Source organism: Streptomyces viridifaciens, from assembly GCF_001888885.2.
Classification (GTDB): domain Bacteria; phylum Actinomycetota; class Actinomycetes; order Streptomycetales; family Streptomycetaceae; genus Kitasatospora; species Kitasatospora aureofaciens.
Map to the genome: position 1 here is coordinate 5,680,428 of NZ_CP090841.1, position 17,400 is coordinate 5,697,827.

General features: G+C 72.6%; 17 protein-coding genes and 1 pseudogene. 9 read left to right on the top strand and 9 right to left on the bottom strand.

From position 1 onward, the window contains the following. Window positions 1–125 precede the first annotated feature (125 nt). Window positions 126–1,262 carry a Nickel transporter NicT gene (gene nicT / locus BOQ63_RS32670; protein ID WP_030281577.1) on the top strand — a complete coding sequence of 379 codons (1,137 nt, stop codon included), beginning with the start codon at window positions 126–128 and terminating at the stop codon, window positions 1,260–1,262. 123 nt (window positions 1,263–1,385) lie between these two features. Here the strand turns inward: nicT and BOQ63_RS32675 are convergent, their stop codons facing one another. Together BOQ63_RS32675 and lepB are read right to left on the bottom strand one after the other, a co-directional pair. Next, the gene (locus BOQ63_RS32675; protein ID WP_037828805.1) at window positions 1,386–2,279 is read right to left on the bottom strand and encodes an SGNH/GDSL hydrolase family protein; all 894 of its coding nucleotides are present in this window, start codon (window positions 2,277–2,279) and stop codon (window positions 1,386–1,388) included. A gap of 302 nt (window positions 2,280–2,581) precedes the next feature. Then, entirely contained in the window at window positions 2,582–3,253 is a 672-nt protein-coding gene (gene lepB / locus BOQ63_RS32680; protein ID WP_072655428.1) for a signal peptidase I, read from the bottom strand. Between the two features lie 151 nt (window positions 3,254–3,404). Between lepB and BOQ63_RS32685 the strand changes: the two genes are divergently transcribed. From BOQ63_RS32685 to BOQ63_RS32695, 3 genes are all read left to right on the top strand, one after another. Next, on the top strand, window positions 3,405–3,857 hold the full coding sequence (locus BOQ63_RS32685; protein ID WP_223886101.1) for a (2Fe-2S) ferredoxin domain-containing protein: 453 nt from the start codon (window positions 3,405–3,407) through the stop codon (window positions 3,855–3,857). A 135-nt stretch (window positions 3,858–3,992) separates the two neighbouring features. Continuing rightward, on the top strand, window positions 3,993–4,247 hold the full coding sequence (locus tag BOQ63_RS32690; protein ID WP_030281572.1) for a hypothetical protein: 255 nt from the start codon (window positions 3,993–3,995) through the stop codon (window positions 4,245–4,247). A 181-nt stretch (window positions 4,248–4,428) separates the two neighbouring features. Continuing rightward, entirely contained in the window at window positions 4,429–6,096 is a 1,668-nt protein-coding gene (locus tag BOQ63_RS32695; RefSeq protein WP_046385999.1) for a purple acid phosphatase family protein, read from the top strand. A 67-nt stretch (window positions 6,097–6,163) separates the two neighbouring features. Here the strand turns inward: BOQ63_RS32695 and BOQ63_RS32700 are convergent, their stop codons facing one another. After that, window positions 6,164–6,496 (bottom strand): YnfA family protein, encoded by a 333-nt coding sequence (locus BOQ63_RS32700; protein ID WP_030281570.1) that lies wholly within the window; start codon window positions 6,494–6,496, stop codon window positions 6,164–6,166. 18 nt (window positions 6,497–6,514) lie between these two features. After that, entirely contained in the window at window positions 6,515–7,729 is a 1,215-nt protein-coding gene (locus BOQ63_RS32705; protein ID WP_030551052.1) for a pyridoxal phosphate-dependent aminotransferase, read from the bottom strand. A gap of 97 nt (window positions 7,730–7,826) precedes the next feature. Here BOQ63_RS32705 and BOQ63_RS32710 point away from each other — a divergent pair. Together BOQ63_RS32710 and BOQ63_RS32715 are read left to right on the top strand one after the other, a co-directional pair. Next, window positions 7,827–8,189: pseudogene (locus tag BOQ63_RS32710) on the top strand (winged helix-turn-helix transcriptional regulator); the annotation flags it as partial. 225 nt (window positions 8,190–8,414) lie between these two features. Beyond that, entirely contained in the window at window positions 8,415–9,203 is a 789-nt protein-coding gene (locus tag BOQ63_RS32715) for an SGNH/GDSL hydrolase family protein (protein ID WP_030281567.1), read from the top strand. Here BOQ63_RS32715 and BOQ63_RS32720 read toward each other — a convergent pair. Then, the gene (locus BOQ63_RS32720; RefSeq protein WP_030281566.1) at window positions 9,194–9,859 is read right to left on the bottom strand and encodes a GNAT family N-acetyltransferase; all 666 of its coding nucleotides are present in this window, start codon (window positions 9,857–9,859) and stop codon (window positions 9,194–9,196) included. The two genes, BOQ63_RS32715 and BOQ63_RS32720, sit on opposite strands and share 10 nt — an antisense overlap. A gap of 134 nt (window positions 9,860–9,993) precedes the next feature. On the opposite strand from BOQ63_RS32720, the gene BOQ63_RS32725 reads away from it, so the two are divergent. Next, window positions 9,994–10,920: a pentapeptide repeat-containing protein gene (locus BOQ63_RS32725; RefSeq protein WP_150476202.1), complete on the top strand. Its 927-nt coding sequence runs from the start codon at window positions 9,994–9,996 to the stop codon at window positions 10,918–10,920. Window positions 10,921–10,945: 25 nt separating this feature from the next. On the opposite strand, the gene BOQ63_RS32730 is transcribed toward BOQ63_RS32725, so the two are convergent. The 3 genes from BOQ63_RS32730 to BOQ63_RS32740 form a co-directional block, all read right to left on the bottom strand. Next, window positions 10,946–11,677 carry a tyrosine-protein phosphatase gene (locus BOQ63_RS32730; RefSeq protein WP_030281564.1) on the bottom strand — a complete coding sequence of 244 codons (732 nt, stop codon included), beginning with the start codon at window positions 11,675–11,677 and terminating at the stop codon, window positions 10,946–10,948. Between the two features lie 23 nt (window positions 11,678–11,700). Further along, on the bottom strand, window positions 11,701–12,330 hold the full coding sequence (locus BOQ63_RS32735) for a TetR/AcrR family transcriptional regulator (RefSeq protein ID WP_191093607.1): 630 nt from the start codon (window positions 12,328–12,330) through the stop codon (window positions 11,701–11,703). Window positions 12,331–12,405: 75 nt separating this feature from the next. Beyond that, complete coding sequence (locus BOQ63_RS32740; protein ID WP_030281562.1) at window positions 12,406–12,795, bottom strand: RidA family protein; 390 nt, start codon at window positions 12,793–12,795, stop codon at window positions 12,406–12,408. A gap of 72 nt (window positions 12,796–12,867) precedes the next feature. On the opposite strand from BOQ63_RS32740, the gene BOQ63_RS32745 reads away from it, so the two are divergent. After that, the gene (locus BOQ63_RS32745; RefSeq protein WP_072655431.1) at window positions 12,868–13,761 is read left to right on the top strand and encodes a LysR family transcriptional regulator; all 894 of its coding nucleotides are present in this window, start codon (window positions 12,868–12,870) and stop codon (window positions 13,759–13,761) included. Here the strand turns inward: BOQ63_RS32745 and BOQ63_RS32750 are convergent. Beyond that, complete coding sequence (locus tag BOQ63_RS32750) at window positions 13,758–14,657, bottom strand: aminoglycoside phosphotransferase family protein (protein WP_033348658.1); 900 nt, start codon at window positions 14,655–14,657, stop codon at window positions 13,758–13,760. The genes BOQ63_RS32745 and BOQ63_RS32750 overlap by 4 nt on opposite strands. 254 nt (window positions 14,658–14,911) lie before the next feature. Between BOQ63_RS32750 and BOQ63_RS32755 the strand changes: the two genes are divergently transcribed. After that, entirely contained in the window at window positions 14,912–17,395 is a 2,484-nt protein-coding gene (locus BOQ63_RS32755; RefSeq protein ID WP_223886102.1) for a Tex family protein, read from the top strand. Window positions 17,396–17,400 lie beyond the last annotated feature (5 nt).

The window sequence follows — 17,400 nt, forward strand, 5'->3', positions numbered from 1 at the left end:
GCCCCCGGCCTGCGCCGTCGTGGATCGGTTCGCCGCCGTCCGGCATTTGCGCATGACTTGCAACTGCTCGCCCGAGCGGGGAAAGATGGCCCAGCTCCGCCCGGATCACCCGAAAGGACCACAGGATGCCCAGCACCGCCCCGGGTGCCCCGGCAGGCGCCGCACCCGTCAGATGGCGCGACCGGCTCACCCGTGAGGAGTGGATCCGGCTGGCCGGGATGGGCGGCTTCATCCTCGCGCTGCACGTCATCGGCTGGTTCACCCTGCTCGCCCTGGTCGCGCCCGAGCACTACGACGTCGGTGGCCAGGTGTTCGGCGCGGGCATGGGCCTGACCGCCTACACCCTCGGGATGCGGCACGCCTTCGACGCGGACCACATCGCGGCGATCGACAACACCACCCGCAAGCTGATGGGCCAGGGGAAGCGGCCGCTGTCGGTCGGCTTCTGGTTCTCGCTCGGGCACTCCTCGATCGTCTTCGGCCTGTGCGCGCTGCTGGCCTTCGGCATCCGCACGCTCGCCGACCAGGTGGAGGCGGACGACTCGACCCTGCACCGGATGACCGGCCTGATCGGCACCACCGTCTCCGGCTCGTTCCTGCTGCTGCTCGGTCTGATCAACCTGGGCGCCTTCAACGGGATCCTGCGGGTGTTCCGCCGGATGCGCCTGGGCGAGTACGACGAGGCCGAGCTGGAGCGCCAGTTGGAGCGGCGCGGGCTGATGAACCGGATCCTCGGCAAGGTCACCCGGGCGGTGAGCAAGTCCTGGCACATGTACCCGGTGGGCCTGCTGTTCGGCCTGGGCTTCGACACCGCCACCGAGGTGTCCCTGCTGGTGCTGGCGGGCGGCGCGGCGGCCTTCTCGCTGCCCTGGTACGCGCTGCTGACGCTGCCGATCCTGTTCGCGGCGGGGATGAGCCTGCTGGACACCATCGACGGCTCGTTCATGAACTTCGCCTACGAGTGGGCGTTCTCCAAGCCGGTCCGCAAGATCTACTACAACCTGACCGTCACCGGGCTGTCGGTGCTGGTCGCGCTGGTCATCGGCCTGGTCGAGCTGATCGGCCTGCTCGGCGAGAAGCTGGACATCACCAGCGGGCCGATCGCCTGGATCGGCGACCTGGACCTGAACTTCGTCGGCTACGCGATCGTCGGCCTGTTCGTGCTGACCTGGATCGGGGCGATCGCGTTCTGGAAGTTCGGCAAGGTCGAGGAGAAGTGGTCGGCCGGGCTGGCGGCCGCCTCCGCCGCAGAGGCGGAATAGCCGCGGAAAAGCGCCGAACGCAACCGAGGGGCCGGTGACCGGGGTCTGGTCATCGGCCCCTCGGGGTCTTTCCGGAGCCCCGTGCCGTCGTTCGGGACCTTCCGGAGCCCGTTGCCGCCGTGGTTACCTCAGCGCGGCGAGGACCGCGTTCGCCATCACCTGCTCGCCGGTCGCGTTCGGGTGGAACGGCACGGCGGGCGAGCCGGGCAGCGCGCCCTCGATCCAGCGGTCGTCGGAGCAGACGTCGTGTCCGCGGGTCGGCGTCGCGGTGTCCACGTACGTCGCGCCGTTGGCGGCCGCGGTGGACTTCAGGGCGGCGTTCAGCTTGTTGAGCACCCCGTACATGTACTCGACGTCGCCCGGCGTCACCGGCTGGCGCAGGATGCACGCGGAGCCGTCGGCGGGCAGCACGGACGGGTAACCGACCAGCAGCACCCGGGCCCTGGGCGCCTTGGCGTGGATCTGCTGGAGGGTGGTGGCGATCTGCGGGGCGATGGTGGTGGTGACCCGCTCGGCCAGGTCGTCGTTGCCGTACTGCCAGGACCAGGTGTTCCAGTCCCAGTAGCCGTGGTGGTAGACGTCCTTGCAGGGCGTGCCGAGCGGGTTGACGGTCGCGCCGGCGATGCAGGTGGCGACCAGCTCGCCGAGGCCGAGGTCGCTGGCGGCGAGGTCGTTGCCGCCGATCCCGAGGGTGACCAGGTCGGTGTCGGCGGTCACCGAGTCCAGCTGCGGGTCGTTGACCCGGATGAAGGCGTCGTACTGCGGCTGGGTCATGGCCTTGACCTTGGCGGCCGCGCAGGTGACGTCGGTGTAGGCGCCGGCCTCGAGCGAGGCGGCGACCAGGTGGCCGTAGTTGTGGTCGGAGCGCAGGCACAGGCCGGCCGACTGGCCGGGCACGCCGGCGCCGGCGGCGTAGGAGTCGCCGAGGGCCACGTAGTGCTTCGGGGCGGGGATGGCGGCCTGGGCGGTGGTGGAGGTGAGCGCGAGGGCTGCACCGACGGCGACGGCGGCGAGCACGCTCGAATTGCGGAGTCGCCGGGAATTCCGGGCAGGGCGGAGCACGGTTCCTCCTGGGGGAGAGAAACGAAGGGTGGGGGGTTGTGCCGAGCCGGGCCACAGCTACTCGCAGGTAAGTTACTGCCAGGTTTCGGCGGCGTCCATGCTTTCGACGGAAATTCCGGAAAACCCGTCAGATGGCACCGGGTGACATTTCGAATTCCGCTCCACCGTGTTTCGAAAACAACTCCGATACGCGGTGGAGCGGAATTCGAGCGCCGGTCGAGGCCGGTCGAGTCGGTCGACGCGAGTCGAGAGGGACGTCAGTCGAGGGGGACGGCCGGAGCGCGGCGCCGGGCGGCGGCGAAGGAGGCGATGACCACCGAGCCGAGCACCCCGAAGACGGTGAGCAGGGCGCCGAGCACCATCAGCAGCGCCGCGCCGATCAGCTTGCCGGGCAGGGCGGGGGAGTCGTTGCCGGAGTGCCAGACCACGCGGTTGCCGGTGAGTGCGGCGAGGTCGACGGTGCCCTGGTGGCCGTCGTCCAGGTGGAGCCGGGAGTCGGTCGCGGTGGCCCGCCGGTCCCCCATCAGGAAGGCCCGCCCGGGCGGGACGGTGACGTCGAAGTCGCGTCGGCAGGTGTCGGACTGCCGGTCGGCCGGGTCGTCCAGCGGCTGCCCGTCGAGGCTGAGCCGCCCGCCGGCGCACGTGATGCGCTGGCCGCCGAGGGCCGTCACCCGGAACACGGGGGAGCCCTGGAGGCCCCAGGGGGAGTCGGCGATGTAGATCTCGCCGCGCCGGACGTCCGCCGCCGCGACCTTGTCGGCCAGCATCCGGTCGCCCGGGCGGAGCACCGGTTCCATCGCCGTGCCGTCCATGCGGTGGACGGAGTAGCCGCCGGTGAGGACCACCGAGAGCCCGAGCGCCCCGCACAGGATGCCGGCCACCGCCACGGCCACCGCGAACCACAGGCCCCGGGCCCTCCGTTTCGGCATCCGCCCGTTCCTCTTTCCTCGGCCGTTCGTCGGTCGGATCCTATTCCAGGCCGATCGGGTGGCCCTCGGAGGCCTGCGGCCTGACAGGTACAGTTCCGGTGCAGAGCGTGCCGTCGACCGGGGCCGCCGACCAGGAGGGGGACCAGAGCGGATGAGCCGCCGAGACCGTGACCGCGAGGGTGGCCGTGACCGTGACGGCAAGGGCGGCCGTGGCCGGGACGGCAAGCGGGGCACCGGTTCCCCGGTGACCGTCACCGTCTGCCGGGGCTGCTGCTGCGGCACCGAGGCGAAGCACCCGGGGGTGGACCACGCGGGGCAGTACGAGCGGCTGCGGGCGGCTGTCGGCTCGGCCGGCCGGGTCCGGGCCGTCACGTGCCTGGACGTGTGCACCCAGTCCAACGTGGTGGTGGTCGGCCCGTCCAGCGAGGGGCGGGCGGCGGGTGGCCGTCCGGTCTGGCTCGGCTTCGTGCTGATGGACGAGATGATCGACGACATAGCGGCCTGGGTGCACGCGGGCGGGCCCGGCCTCGCCGACCCGCCCGGGCTGCTCGACCTCCAGCTGATCTCGGTCTCCCGCCGGGTCCGCGAGGGCCTCGCGGAGTGACCGACCGCCACTGAGCCGCCGCCACCGGCCGGCCGCCACTGACTTTTCGTCAGTTGCGCGACCCGGGACGGCTTCGAGGTCGGCCCACTACCATGACCGGTGGCATCCAGCGGTTCCGCGCGAAGGAGGAAGACGATGACGACGGTCTGCCGCATCTGCGCGGGCACCGGCCGCACCGCCGGCCTCAACTGCCGCACCTGCCAGGGCACCGGCACCACCGAGGTGGGCGGCGGGGGCGGCAACTGCTTCCTCTGTGACGGCACCGGGGTGTACGTCCGCTACCGGGTGGACGCGACCGGGGCCAAGCAGGCCTACCGGGACGAGATCTGCCGCACCTGCGACGGCACCGGCAACCGGTCCGCGAACCTCTGGGACGAACCCTCCACCTGACCCCCCCTCCGGCACCCGCCGGATCGAGGGGTGAGCCGGGGAGATGATCCGTCATCTTTCTGATACGGACATGTTCTTTACCGATTCGTGACCCAGCGTTGGTGTTCGAGTGGCGGAGGCGCTGACGCCCGTTCACCGGGAGTCCGTGTGCGGTCAACGCACCGCTGACAGAGTCCCGCGCATGGATATCCCCAACATGGGCGTGCCGGCCAAGCTTGCCGACCGCATGAGCATGGCCGAGCAGCACGAGTACCTGCGGGCCCGCTTCTCCCGCCGTCGGATGCTGCGCGCCGGCGCGGTGACCGTGGGCGCCGTCGCCGTCGGCGGTGCACTCGGCAGTGCGCCGGCCTTCGCCGCCCCGGCCGGTCCCCAGCTGCTGACCGGCGCCACGACGGCCGGGATCGACGGCGCGCTGGTCGCGCCGATCGGCCGCCACCTCCAGTTCGGCGCCGAGCCGGACACCCAGTTCCGCATCTCCTGGCAGGTGCCGGCGCCGGTCAAGAAGCCGTTCCTGCGCTTCGGCAAGCACCCGTGGGAGCTCAGTCACAAGGTCCAGGCCGAGGTCCGCGCCCTGCACACCCCGGCGCTGACCCCGAACAGCCAGCCGGTGGACCAGTACTACCTGCACGTGGCGCTGGAGGACCTCCACCCCGACACCACCTACTACTACGGCGTCGGCCACGAGGGCTTCGACCCGGCCTCGCAGCAGCAGATCTCCACCCTGCACACCTTCCGCACCGCGCCCTCCCGCGACCACCGCTGGGGCAAGGTGTACGAGCCGTTCACCTTCACCGCCTTCGGCGACCAGGGCGTCAGCGCCCACGCGGCCGGCAACGACAACATCATCAGGGCCCAGAAGCCGGCGTTCCACCTGCACGCCGGCGACATCTGCTACGCCGACCCGGCCGGTTCCGGCACCGACCCGGACAAGTCCGTCTTCAACGCGAGGACCTGGGACGACTTCCTGGTCCAGACCGAGACGGTCGCCGCCGACATCCCGTGGATGGTCGCGTACGGCAACCACGACATCGAGGCCTGGTACTCGCCCAACGGCTACGGCGGCGAGAACAGCCGCTTCTTCCTGCCGGACAACGGCCCGGACCCGCGCAAGGTCCCCGGCGTCTACACCTTCCGCTACAAGAACGTCGGCGTCATCTCGCTGGACGCCAACGACGTCTCCTACGAGATCCCGGCCAACCTGGGCATCTCGGCGAACCAGCAGACCAAGTGGCTGGAGCGCACCCTCAAGGACCTGCGGAGCGACGAGACCGTCGACTTCGTCGTGGTCTTCTTCCACCACTGCGCCTTCTCCACCACCGTCGCCCACGCCTCCGAGGGCGGCGTCCGCGAGGCCTGGGTGCCGCTGTTCGAGAAGTACCGGGTGGACCTGGTCATCAACGGCCACAACCACATCTACGAGCGCACCGACGCCATCCTCGGCAACAAGGTCTCCAAGCAGGTGCCGAGCGGCGCCACCATCGAGCCCGCCAAGGACGGCGTGGTCTACGTGACCGCGGGCGCGGCCGGCCGCAGCCTGTACAAGTTCGACGTGCCGGACACCTACGAGGGGCACGAGAACCACCAGGACGAGGTGAAGACCTACTACTGGGGCAAGGGCAGGGTGAAGGTCCCGGAGACCATCCAGTGGTCGCGGGTGCGCTACACCGGCTACTCCTTCATCAAGGTCGACGTCACCCCGGCCCACCTGGGGCAGAAGTCGGTCATGAAGGTCACCGCGCTGGCCGAGAACGGCACGCAGATCGACAACTACACGATCCTGCGCAAGGTCGGCGAGGGCTGGGACTCCAGCGGCGACGACGACGGGCAGGGCGGCGGCTGGGGCTGGTAGTCCCCGATCGGCTCGTCCCCGATCGGCTCGTTCCCGAGCGGTCCGGTGCGGCCCCGGCGCTGGAGGTTCAGCGCCGGGGCCCGTACATGATCACGCCGACCCCGGCCAGGCAGACCAGCGCGCCCAGCACGTCGTAGCGGGTCGGCCGGAAGCCGTCCACGACCACGCCCCACAGCAGCGACCCGGCCACGAACACCCCGCCGTAGGCGGCCAGCACCCGGCCGAAGTCCGCGTCCGGCTGCAGCGCCGCGACGAAGCCGTACGCGCCGAGCACCAGCACGCCCAACCCGGCCAGCCACCACGGCCGTTGCTCCCTCACGCTCTGCCAGACCAGCCAGCAGCCGCCGATCTCGGCGAGCGCGGCGAGCGCGAACAGGGCGACGGAGCGGAGGACGGCCATGGGGCCGATCGTAGGCGCTCAGCTCTGCCGGTACGTCGCCAGGAAGCGCCCGATCCGGTTGATCGCCGTCTCCAGGTCGTCGGCGCGCGGCAGGGTGACGAAGCGGAAGTGGTCCGGGCGGGGCCAGTTGAAGCCGGTGCCCTGGACGACGTGGATCTTCTCGCGCAGCAGCAGGTCCAGGACGAAGCGCTCGTCGTCGACGATCCGGTGCACGGCGGGGTCGAGCCGGGCGAAGGCGTACAGGGCGCCCTTGGGCCTGACGCAGCTGACGCCGGGGATCTCGTTGAGCGCCTTGACCGCGATGTCGCGCTGCTCGGTGAGCCGGCCGCCGGGCAGGACCAGGTCGTTGATCGACTGGTGGCCGCCGAGCGCGGCCTGGACGGCGTACTGCGCGGGTACGTTGGGGCACAGCCGCATGCCGGAGAGCATGGTCAGGCCCTCCAGGTAGTCGGTGGCGTGCTGCTTGGGGCCGGAGACGACCAGCCAGCCGCTGCGGAAGCCGGCCACCCGGTAGGCCTTGGAGAGGCCGTTGAAGGTGAGGGTGAGCACGTCGTCGGCGAGGGCGGCCAGACAGTGGTGCTCGGTGCCGTCGTAGAGGATCTTGTCGTAGATCTCGTCGGCCAGCACCATCAGCTGGTGGCGGCGGGCCAGGTCGAGGATCCCCTCCAGGAGTTCCTTCGGGTAGACCGCGCCGGTGGGGTTGTTGGGGTTGATGACGACGATCGCCTTGGTGCGGGCGGTGATCTTGGCGGCGATGTCGTCCAGGTCCGGGTACCACTCGGCCTCTTCGTCGCACAGGTAGTGCACGGCCTTGCCGCCGGCCAGCCGGACGGACGCCGTCCACAGCGGGTAGTCCGGCATCGGGACGAGCACCTCGTCGCCGTCGTCGACCAGCGCGGTGACCGCCATCTGGATCAGCTCGGAGACGCCGTTGCCGAGGTAGACGTCGTTGACGCCGACGCCCTCGACCCCGCGCTGCTGGTAGTACTGCACGACCGCGCGCCGGGCCGGCAGGATGCCGCGGGAGTCGCTGTAGCCGTGCGCCGAGGGCAGGTTGCGGATGATGTCCTGGATGATCTCCTCGGGCGCCTCGAAGCCGAACGGTGCCGGGTTGCCGGTGTTCAGGCGCAGCACGCTGTGCCCGGCCTCCTCCAGGGCGTTGGCCTGGTCGACCACCGGCCCCCGGATCTCGTAGCACACGTCATTCAGCTTGCTGGACTGCCGAAACTCCATCTGCGGCCTCCCGACCGTCACCACCGCTCCGTTGCTTCTGCTTTGTTCTACCAAGCTGGCACTTGGAAAGTCCAACCTCTTGGCTATGCTGATCCACATGTCACGCCGAAGCTACGACCAGTACTGCGCCGTCGCCCGCGCCCTGGACGCGGTGGGGGAGCGCTGGAGCCTCCTGATCGTCCGTGAACTCCTGGGCGGCCCGCGCCGCTACACCGACCTGCACGCCGACCTGCCCGGCGTCTCCACCGACATCCTCGCCGCCCGGCTCAAGCAGCTGGAGGGCGAAGGGCTCGTGGAACGGCGGCGGCTGGAACGGCCGGCCAACGCGACGGTGTACGAGCTGACCGAGCGCGGACGCGAACTGCGGCCGGTGATCGAGGCGCTGGGAGCGTGGGGGCTGAGTGCCCTGGGCGAACAGCGGCCCACCGACGCGGTGCGCGAGCACTGGTTCACGGCGCCGAAGGCGGCGGTCCCGGGCTGAGTCCTCGGGAGCCGCCGGAAGGCGGTGGCGGGGCGGCGACAAGGCCCCCGTCGCCGGCCGCCGCCCCGTGGTCCCAGGATGGCGCGGACCGATAAACGCCCGGTGGACGCCGAATGAGCGGCCCGACCCCGGCGGAACTGGTTGGTAAGTGCACACGTACGATCGTCGGGTCGCGGAGCCATCTCAGGAGAGCGGAGGCAGTCCGTGCCCACCACCAGCCGCAGCTACGCCAGCTACGTCGCCGTCGGCGACTCCTTCACCGAAGGCATGTGCGACGACCTCCATCCCGACGGCCACTACCGCGGCTGGGCCGACCGGGTCGCCTCCGCGCTGGCCGCCGAGGCCGGGGCCGGCGGGGACTTCCGCTACGCCAACCTCGCCGTCCGCGGCAAGCTCATCGGCCAGATCCACGACGAACAGCTCGCCACCGCAGTCGGGATGGGCGCCGAACTCGTCACCCTGGCTGGCGGCCTCAACGACGTGCTGCGCCCCGGCTGCGACATCGCCCGGGTCGAGCGGCTACTCGGCCGCTGCGCCGCCGAACTGCGCGCCACCGGCGCCACCGTGGTGCTGTTCACCAGCACCGACCCCACCCGCCGACTGGCCGGCAGCGCCCGGCTGCTGCCCGCCATCCTGCGGATGAAGGCCTTCGTGCAGGAACTCGGGCAGCAGGACGGCTTCGCCGTCGTCGACCTGTTCTCCGCGCCCTGCTTCGACGACCGCCGGCTCTGGGCCGAGGACCGGCTGCACCTGTCGCCCGAGGGCCACCGCCGGGTCGCCGAGGGCGTACTGGAGGCGCTCGGCCGCCCCACCGCCTCCGACTGGCGCGCCCCGCTGCCCGCCGCCGCCCCGCCCGGCCGTGCCGAGAAGCTGCGCTCGGACGCCCGATGGCTGGGCGCCCACCTCGGCCCGTGGATCGGCCGCCGCCTCACCGGCCGCTCCTCCGGCGACGGCCGCCCGCCGAAGCGGCCGGAGCTGCTGCCCTACCGGTAGGTCCCCTCCGGGGTCTCCGCCTCCAGGACCAGGCTCGCCATCGGGGCGCGGGTGGTCCAGCCGAGCGCCGTGTACAGCCCCTGGCCGGCCGCCGTGCCGACCAGTACCCCGGTCCGGGCGCCCGCCTCGTACGCGCCGGACTGCAGGGCCCGCATCACCACCGAGCCCAGGCCCCGGCGGCGGTGGTCGGGGGCGGTGACGATCTGGTCCGGCACGGCCACCGCACCCGCCAGGCCCGCCTGGCCGCGGGCGGCGAGGTGCCCCTCCTCGCTGCGCACCAGGGCGCGCAGGACGCCGCCGCGGGCCCAGGTGGTCAGGGTGTAGCCGGCCGGCGGGGCGGGCTCTTCGACGGTGAGCGGGGTGGTCATCAGGAAGCCGGGCTGGTCCAGCCGCCACTGCGGGCCCAGCCACGGCCGTACGGTGTCGTCCTCGGCGAACAGCTTGAGCCAGGTGGTCGGCGCGGTGGTCGTCTCGGCGAGCTTGCGGACCTCGGCCTCGGTCGGTTCGGGCAGCACGTGCCGCGCCACCTCCCCGGTCGGCGCGCCGACGTCGATGGTCCAGCCCCAGGGCTGCCCCACCGGATCGGCCGCGCCCCGGGAGGCGACCCAGCCGCTGATCCACATCCGGACCAGCTCGGTGACGTTCGGCTGCGGCATGGCGCCCACCCCCGTGAGTACGCGAGTGCGTGAGTAATAGTCTTATCTCTATCTGGCACCTTACCGGCCCGAGGGCGGCTCCGCCCAGTAGGATTCCCGCTTCAAGGCAACCAGCAGTTGAGAGGACCCGGACCGTGAGCGAGACCGAGTCGCCGCAGGACCCCACGGCGGCCGCGCCGACTCCGCTCCAGTCCGACTGCGGCAACTGCTTCGGACTCTGCTGCGTCGCCCTGCCCTTCGCCGCCGGCACCGACTTCGCCGTCAACAAGGCCGCCGGCAGCGCCTGCCGCAACCTGCAGACGGACTTCAGCTGCGGCATCCACGCCCGGCTGCGCGACAGCGGATTCCAGGGCTGCACCGTCTACGACTGCTTCGGCGCCGGACAGCGGGTCTCCCAGATCACCTTCGGCGGCGTCAGCTGGCGCGAGGAGCCCGACAACGCCAAGCCGATGTCCGACGTGTTCCCGATCGTGCGGCAGCTCCACGAACTGCTCTCGTACCTCACCGAGGCGCTCACCTTCGCGCCCGCCCGCCCCCTCCACGCCGAACTGCGGCAGGCCCTCGAAGAGACCGACCGCCTCGCCGCCGGCACCCCCGAGGAGATCCTCGCCGTCGACGTCCCGGCCCACCGCGGGCGGATCAGCGACCTCCTGCTGCGCGCCGGCGAACTCGTCCGCGCCGCCGTCCCCCGCCGCCGCGAACACCGCGGCGCCGACCTCTTCGGCGCCCGCCTGCGCGGCGCCGACCTCCAGGGCGCCAACCTGCGCGGCGCGCTCCTCGTCGCCGCCGACCTCTCCGGAGCCGACCTCCGACTCGCCGACCTCATCGGCGCCGACCTGCGCGACGCCAACCTCGCCGGGGCCGACCTCAGCACGGCCCTCTTCCTCACCCAAATCCAGCTCAACGCCGCCCGCGGCGACGCCACCACCCGTCTCCCGGCCGCCCTCACCCGCCCCACCCACTGGCCCGAGACCGCCCCGGCGGCCACGACCGACCGCAAGCCCCGCAGCGGCCCCCGCCCGCAGGGCAGCGGCCGCTCAGGCCGCCCGCGCCGCCGCTAGGGCCGGTCCGGCAGGATCCGCGTGGTCAGGACGTGAGCATCCGTGACCGCAGGGCGTCGATGCGGTCGCGGTCGAGGCCGACAGTGCCGGTGACGTACGCCTCGACGGAGCCGTAGCGGGTGGCGAGGTCGGCGAGGGCGAGGCGGATGACGGTTTCCGGGGCGCGGCCGTAGCCGGGCCAGCGGAGGGTCTCGCCGGGGTGGGCGGCGTGCCAGTCGGCGACGAGGTGTGCGGTGGCGTGCTCGGTGAGGGCGAAGTCGGCGGCGATGTCGTCCTCGGAGACGCCGAGCAGGGTGAGCACGAGGGCGGCGATCAACCCGGTGCGGTCCTTTCCGGACATGCAGTGGAAGACCACGGGGGCCTCGGCGGCGCTGATCACCTCCAAGGTCCGGCGGATCTCCTTGACCCCGTCCTCGGCGACCTCGGCGAAGCGGTCGGCGAGGTAGCGCCAGGGGTCGAGCTCCGGGTCGATCGAGGCCTGGTCGTACGGGCGGTGCTCGATCGAGAGGTTGTGGAAGTCCAGCCCGTCGAAGTCGGGGACCCGTCCCTTGGCGGCGATCTCCCAGTCGTAGCGCAGGTCGATCACGGTCCGCACGCCGAGGGCCCGGAGCTTTTCCAGGTCGGCGGGGGAGGACTTGCCGAGCGAGTCGGAGCGGTAGAGCAGGCCCCGGCGGACGGTCCGTCCGTCGGCGGCCGAACAGCCGCCCAGGTCGCGGAAGTTGTGCAGGGCCTCGAACTCGATGTGACGCGTTGACATGTGCCGCACTCTAGCCAGCGCGGTCAGGGGGTGTACCCCCGGGCGAGGAGTTCGAAGGCGCGGTCGGCGTCGGCGGCGGCCTCGGGGTGGAGGTCGTCGGCGGTGCGGCCGCCCTCGTGGATGCGACGCCAGTTGTGCAGGGCGAGGACGCGTTGGGTGGCGGTGACCTGGGCGGCGAGCAGCTGGGCGGTGAGCTCGCGGGGCGGGGCGAGGTCGGGGGCCTCGCGCAGGGCGTCGGCGAGGGACCGTTCGGCGCGGGCCACGTACGCGCCGACCCGGGCGGCCAGGCTGGGGGTGCCGTAGACCAGGGAGGTGAAGGCCAGTACCTGGGGGTGGTCGTTGAGGCCGGTGACCGGATCCCGCCGGGCCAGGCCGTCGAGGAAGTCCCGGCGCAGGGCGTCGAGCACCGTCTCACCCTCGCCCCGGCCCCGGACCACGTCCGCCGCCTGCTCCTGGTGGTCGGCGAAGCGGTGGACGACCAGGTCCTCCTTGCTGCCGAAGTAGCTGAACAGGGTCGGCTTGGAGACCTCGGCGGCCGCCGCGACGTCCGCCACCGAGACCTGGTCGAAGCCGTGCTCCAGGAAGAGCGCGATGGCGGCCTCGGAGATGGCCCGCCGTGTCCGTTCCTTCTTGAGCTCTCGCAGTCCACTCATGCGGGCCAGGCTAGCAGCCAGGCTTGACCCGGGAAGGTTATTGACCCGGTAGGATAAATGTCGGGTCGGCCTGGGTCACCCGCCCGCGCGCCGGGCGGTCACCTCGATCTCGATCCGCATCCGGGGGTCGGCGAGGCCGCACACCTGCATCGTCGCGGCCGGCCGGACGTCGCCGAAGCAGCGGCGCAGGACCGGCCAGCAGGGTTCGAAGTCGGCGCGCTCGGGCAGCAGGTAGCGTACCCGCACCACGTCGGCGAAGCCGCAGCCCGCCTCTGCGAGTGCGGACCCGATGTTGCGCAGGCACTGCTCGGCCTGCTCCACCACGTCCTCGGAGATGGTCATGGTGGTGTAGTCGAAGCCGGTCGTGCCGGACACGTGCACCCAGTCGCCGTCGACCACGGCACGGGCGTAGCCGATCTGCTCCTCGAAGGTGGAACCGCTGAGTACCGCGCGTCGCTCTGTCATGCGCCGAACGCTAGGTGGCCTGCGGGGATACGTCCAATACTCCTTCGACGCCCGTCTGATATCCCTGTCGGTATGGGCCGCCCCGAACTCCCCCTGCCGCAGCTGCACGCCTTCGTCGTGCTCGCCGAGGAGCTGCACTTCGGCCGGGCCGCCGCTCGCCTCGGCGTCGCCCAGCCGCCGCTGAGCCAGCAGATCCGCCGGCTGGAGGAGAAGGTCGGCCACCCGCTGTTCCTGCGCGCGCCCGGCGGTGTCGCCCTGACCCCGGCCGGGCGCGAGCTGCTGCCCTCCGCTCGCCGGGCCCTGGGCGAGCTCGCGGACGGGCTGGCCGCGGCCCGGGCCGTCGGCAGTGGCGAGGCGGGCCGGCTGCGGATCGGGTTCTCCGCCTCACTGGCCCTGACCGTCCTGCCCGGCCTGCTGCGCGGCTACCGGGAGCGCCACCCCGGTGTGCGGCTGGACGTACGGGAGATGACCGGCGCCCCGCAGCTCGCCGCACTGCGCGACCGCCGCATCGACGTCGGCCTGCTGCGCGAACCACCTGCCGACGCGCCGGAGTTGTTCTTCCGTACGGTGCTCAGCGAACCCTTCGTCGCCGTGCTCCCGGCGCACCACCCGCTGGCCGCCCAACGGACCGTCCGGCTCGGGCAGCTGGCGGACGAGCCGTTCGTGCTGCTGCCCCGGGAGGAGGGGCCGCCGCTGTACGACCGGATCACCGGCCTGTGCGCCGGGGCGGGCTTCACCCCGCGGATCGGGCAGCACGCGGTGGAGTGGCAGACGGTGTGCGCCCTGGTCGGGGCCGGCCTGGGCGTCTCACTGGCCCCGGCGAGCATCCGCCGGATCCGGCTGCGGGGCGTCGCCTTTCGCCCGATCGACCCCGGCACCGCCCGCACCCACTCCGCCCTCGCCTGGCGCGCCGACGACCGGAGTCCGCTGCTGAGCCACCTGCTGGCGCTGGCGGTGGAGTCCTAGACGCTGCGGTCGGCGAGCACCTCGCGGACGACGTGGCGGGCGTTGGCAGTCAGCGCCGGGTCGGTGTGGCGGTAGTACGGGATCGTCACCAGGGCGATGGAGAAGGCCCAGGCCCGGCCGCGGGCCCACATGGCGTCGTCGGCGCGCAGGGCGGCGCGGAAGGCGGGGCGGGCGGAGGCGGGGAGCAGGTTCCAGGCGGCGATCAGGTCGGCGGTGGGGTCGCCGACGCCCATCAGGGCGAAGTCGATGACGGCGGCGAGCCGGCCGGATCTGTTGAGCAGCAGGTTGCCGGGGGTGAGGTCGCCGTGCATCCAGACCGGCGGGCCGGCGTACTCGGGGAGGCGGAGCGCCTTGTCCCACAGGGCGGTTGCGGCCGCGGTGTCGATCGTGCCGGCGAGCTGGGCGATCGCCGCGCGGGTGGAGCCGTCCCGGGAGGCGAGCGGCACGCTGCGGTGGCCGGCCGGGGCGCCGGCGGGGTTGACGGAGCGCAGGGCGTTGACGAAGCCCGCCAGGTCGCGGGCCAGCGCCTCGGGTGCGGCGAGCACGCCGACCGCCGGATTGACGCCGTCGAGCCAGCGCACCACCGACCACTCCCACGGGTAGTTCGCGGCCGGGCGGCCGACGGCCAGCGGGGCGGGGACGGGCAGCGGCAGCTGCGGTGCCAGCCGGGGCAGCCACTGGTGTTCGCGGCGGACGTCACCGGCGGCCCACTCCACCCGGGGCAGCCGGACGGCGAGTTCGGGCCCGAGCCGGAACATCGCGTTGTCCGTCCCGGCGGACCCTACGGGCGTGACCGGAAGGCCCACCCACTGCGGGAACTGGGCGGAGATCAACCGCCGTACCAGGGCCGCGTCGACGACCGGTTCATCGGGGTGCATCCGGGCGGCAGCGCACATGCCCGGCAGCGTACAGCGCAGATCGCCGGGGATCAGCCGGATTCGCGAACTGCGCACACGACTTCGATCAGCACGGGGTCCGGCCGAGCTCCAGCCGCCGGCCACCACGGCGCCACCCGCCCGTCACCCGCCGGTCGCCGGCGGGGGAGACCGCGCCACGCCCGCCGCCCCGGGCGCGGCCGGTGGCCGTCACCGGTACCTGCCAGAATGCAGGGCGTACGGCGAAAGCACTGAAGGAGAAGGTGACCGGCTTCGTGACCACGCCAGTCGAACAGGTGGCCCGGCAGGCCCAGCAGGTGATCGAGCGCAAGATCGCCGAGGAACTGGGCGTCCGCGAGGGGCAGGTGAAGGCGGCGGTCGAACTGCTCGACGGCGGCTCGACCGTGCCGTTCGTGGCCCGCTACCGCAAGGAGGTCACCGGCTCGCTGGACGACGCCCAGCTGCGCACCCTGGAGGAGCGTCTGCGCTACCTGCGCGAGCTGGAGGAGCGGCGGGCAGCCGTCCTGGAGTCGATCGAGTCCCAGGGCAAGCTGGACGACGCGCTGCGCGCCCAGGTGCTGGCGGCCGACTCCAAGGCCCGGCTGGAGGACATCTACCTCCCGTTCAAGCCCAAGCGGCGCACCAAGGCGCAGATCGCCCGCGAGGCCGGGCTGGAGCCGCTGGCCGACACCCTGCTCGCCGACCCGACCCAGGACCCGGCCGCGCTCGCCGCCCAGTACCTGAACGAGTCGGTGGCGGACGGCGCGGCGGCCCTGGAGGGCGCCCGGGCGATCCTGGTCGAGCGCTTCGGCGAGGACGCCGACCTGGTCGGCTCGCTGCGCGAGCGGATGTGGACCCGCGGCCGCCTGGTCGCGAAGGTCCGGGACGGCAAGGAGGGCGACGGCGCCAAGTTCGCCGACTACTTCGACTTCGCCGAGCCGTACACCAAGCTCCCCTCGCACCGCATCCTGGCGATGCTGCGCGGCGAGAAGGAGGAGGTGCTCGACCTCGAACTGTCGCCCTACGACGGCGAGTCCGAGGGCGACCTGCCCGGCGGGAACGACTACGAGCAGCGCATCGCCGCCCGCTTCGGCATCGCCGACCGCGGCCGCCCGGCCGACAAGTGGCTCGGCGACACCGTCCGCTGGGCCTGGCGCACCCGCATCCTGGTGCGCCTCGGCATCGACCTGCGCGCCCGGCTGCGCGCCGAGGCCGAGGACGAGGCGGTGCGCGTCTTCGCCGCCAACCTGCGCGACCTGCTGCTCGCCGCCCCGGCCGGCACCCGCGCCACCATGGGCCTGGACCCGGGCTTCCGCACCGGGGTGAAGGTCGCCGTGGTGGACGCCACCGGCAAGGTCGTCGCGTACGAGACCATCTACCCGCACCAGCCCGCCAACAAGTGGGACGCGGCCCTGGCCACGCTGGCCGCGCTGGCGAAGAAGCACGACGTCGACCTGGTGGCGATCGGCAACGGCACCGCCTCCCGGGAGACCGACAAGCTCGCCGAGGACCTGCTCAAGCGCCACCCCGAGCTGAAGCTCACCAAGGCGATGGTCAGCGAGGCCGGCGCCTCGGTCTACTCCGCCTCCGCCTTCGCCTCGCAGGAGCTGCCGGACCTGGACGTGTCGATCCGCGGCGCGGTCTCGATCGCCCGCCGCCTCCAGGACCCGCTGGCCGAGCTGGTCAAGATCGACCCCAAGTCGATCGGCGTCGGCCAGTACCAGCACGACCTGAGCGAGGTGAAGCTCTCCCGCTCGCTGGACGCCGTGGTCGAGGACTGCGTCAACGCCGTCGGCGTGGACGTCAACACCGCCTCGGCGCCGCTGCTCACCCGGGTCTCGGGCATCACCGCGACGCTGGCGGACAACATCGTGGCCCACCGCGACGCCAACGGCCCGTTCCGCACCCGCAAGCAGCTCAAGGACGTCTCCCGGCTCGGCCCCAAGGCCTTCGAGCAGTGCGCCGGCTTCCTGCGCATCCCCGGCGGCGAGGACCCGCTGGACGCCTCCAGCGTGCACCCCGAGGCCTACCCGGTGGTGCGCCGCATCCTCGCCTCGACCGGCGGGGAACTGCGCGAGCTGATCGGCAACGGCGAGCGGCTGCGGGCGCTGCGCCCGGCCGACTTCGCCGACGACACCTTCGGCATCCCAACCGTCACCGACATCCTCGGCGAGCTCGACAAGCCGGGCCGGGACCCGCGTCCGGCCTTCCGCACCGCGGTCTTCAAGGAGGGCGTCGAGAAGATCGGTGACCTGGAGGTCGGCATGGTGCTGGAGGGTGTGGTCACCAACGTCGCCGCTTTCGGTGCCTTCGTCGACGTGGGCGTCCACCAGGACGGGCTGGTGCACGTCTCGGCGCTGTCGCGGAACTTCGTCAAGGACCCGCGCGAGGTGGTCAAGCCCGGCGACATCGTGAAGGTCCGGGTGGTCTCGGTGGACGTGCCGCGCAAGCGGATCGGGCTCACCCTGCGGCTGGACGACGAGGTCGGCCGCGAGCGCGGCGACCGCGGCGGGGACCGGGGCGACCGGGGCGGGGAGCGGCAGGCCCGCCCGCCGCGCCAGGAGCGGAGGGGTGGCGGCCAGGGCGGTCGCGGTGACCGCGGCGGGGACCGGGGCGACCGGGGCGACCGGGGCGACCGGGGCGGCTTCGGCGGCGGCGCCTTGGCGAACAGCGCCATGGCGGACGCGCTGCGCCGGGCCGGCCTGGCAGGTGGCGGCGACTCCGGCGGCTCGAAGGACCGGCGTTCCGGGCGGCGCTGACCCGT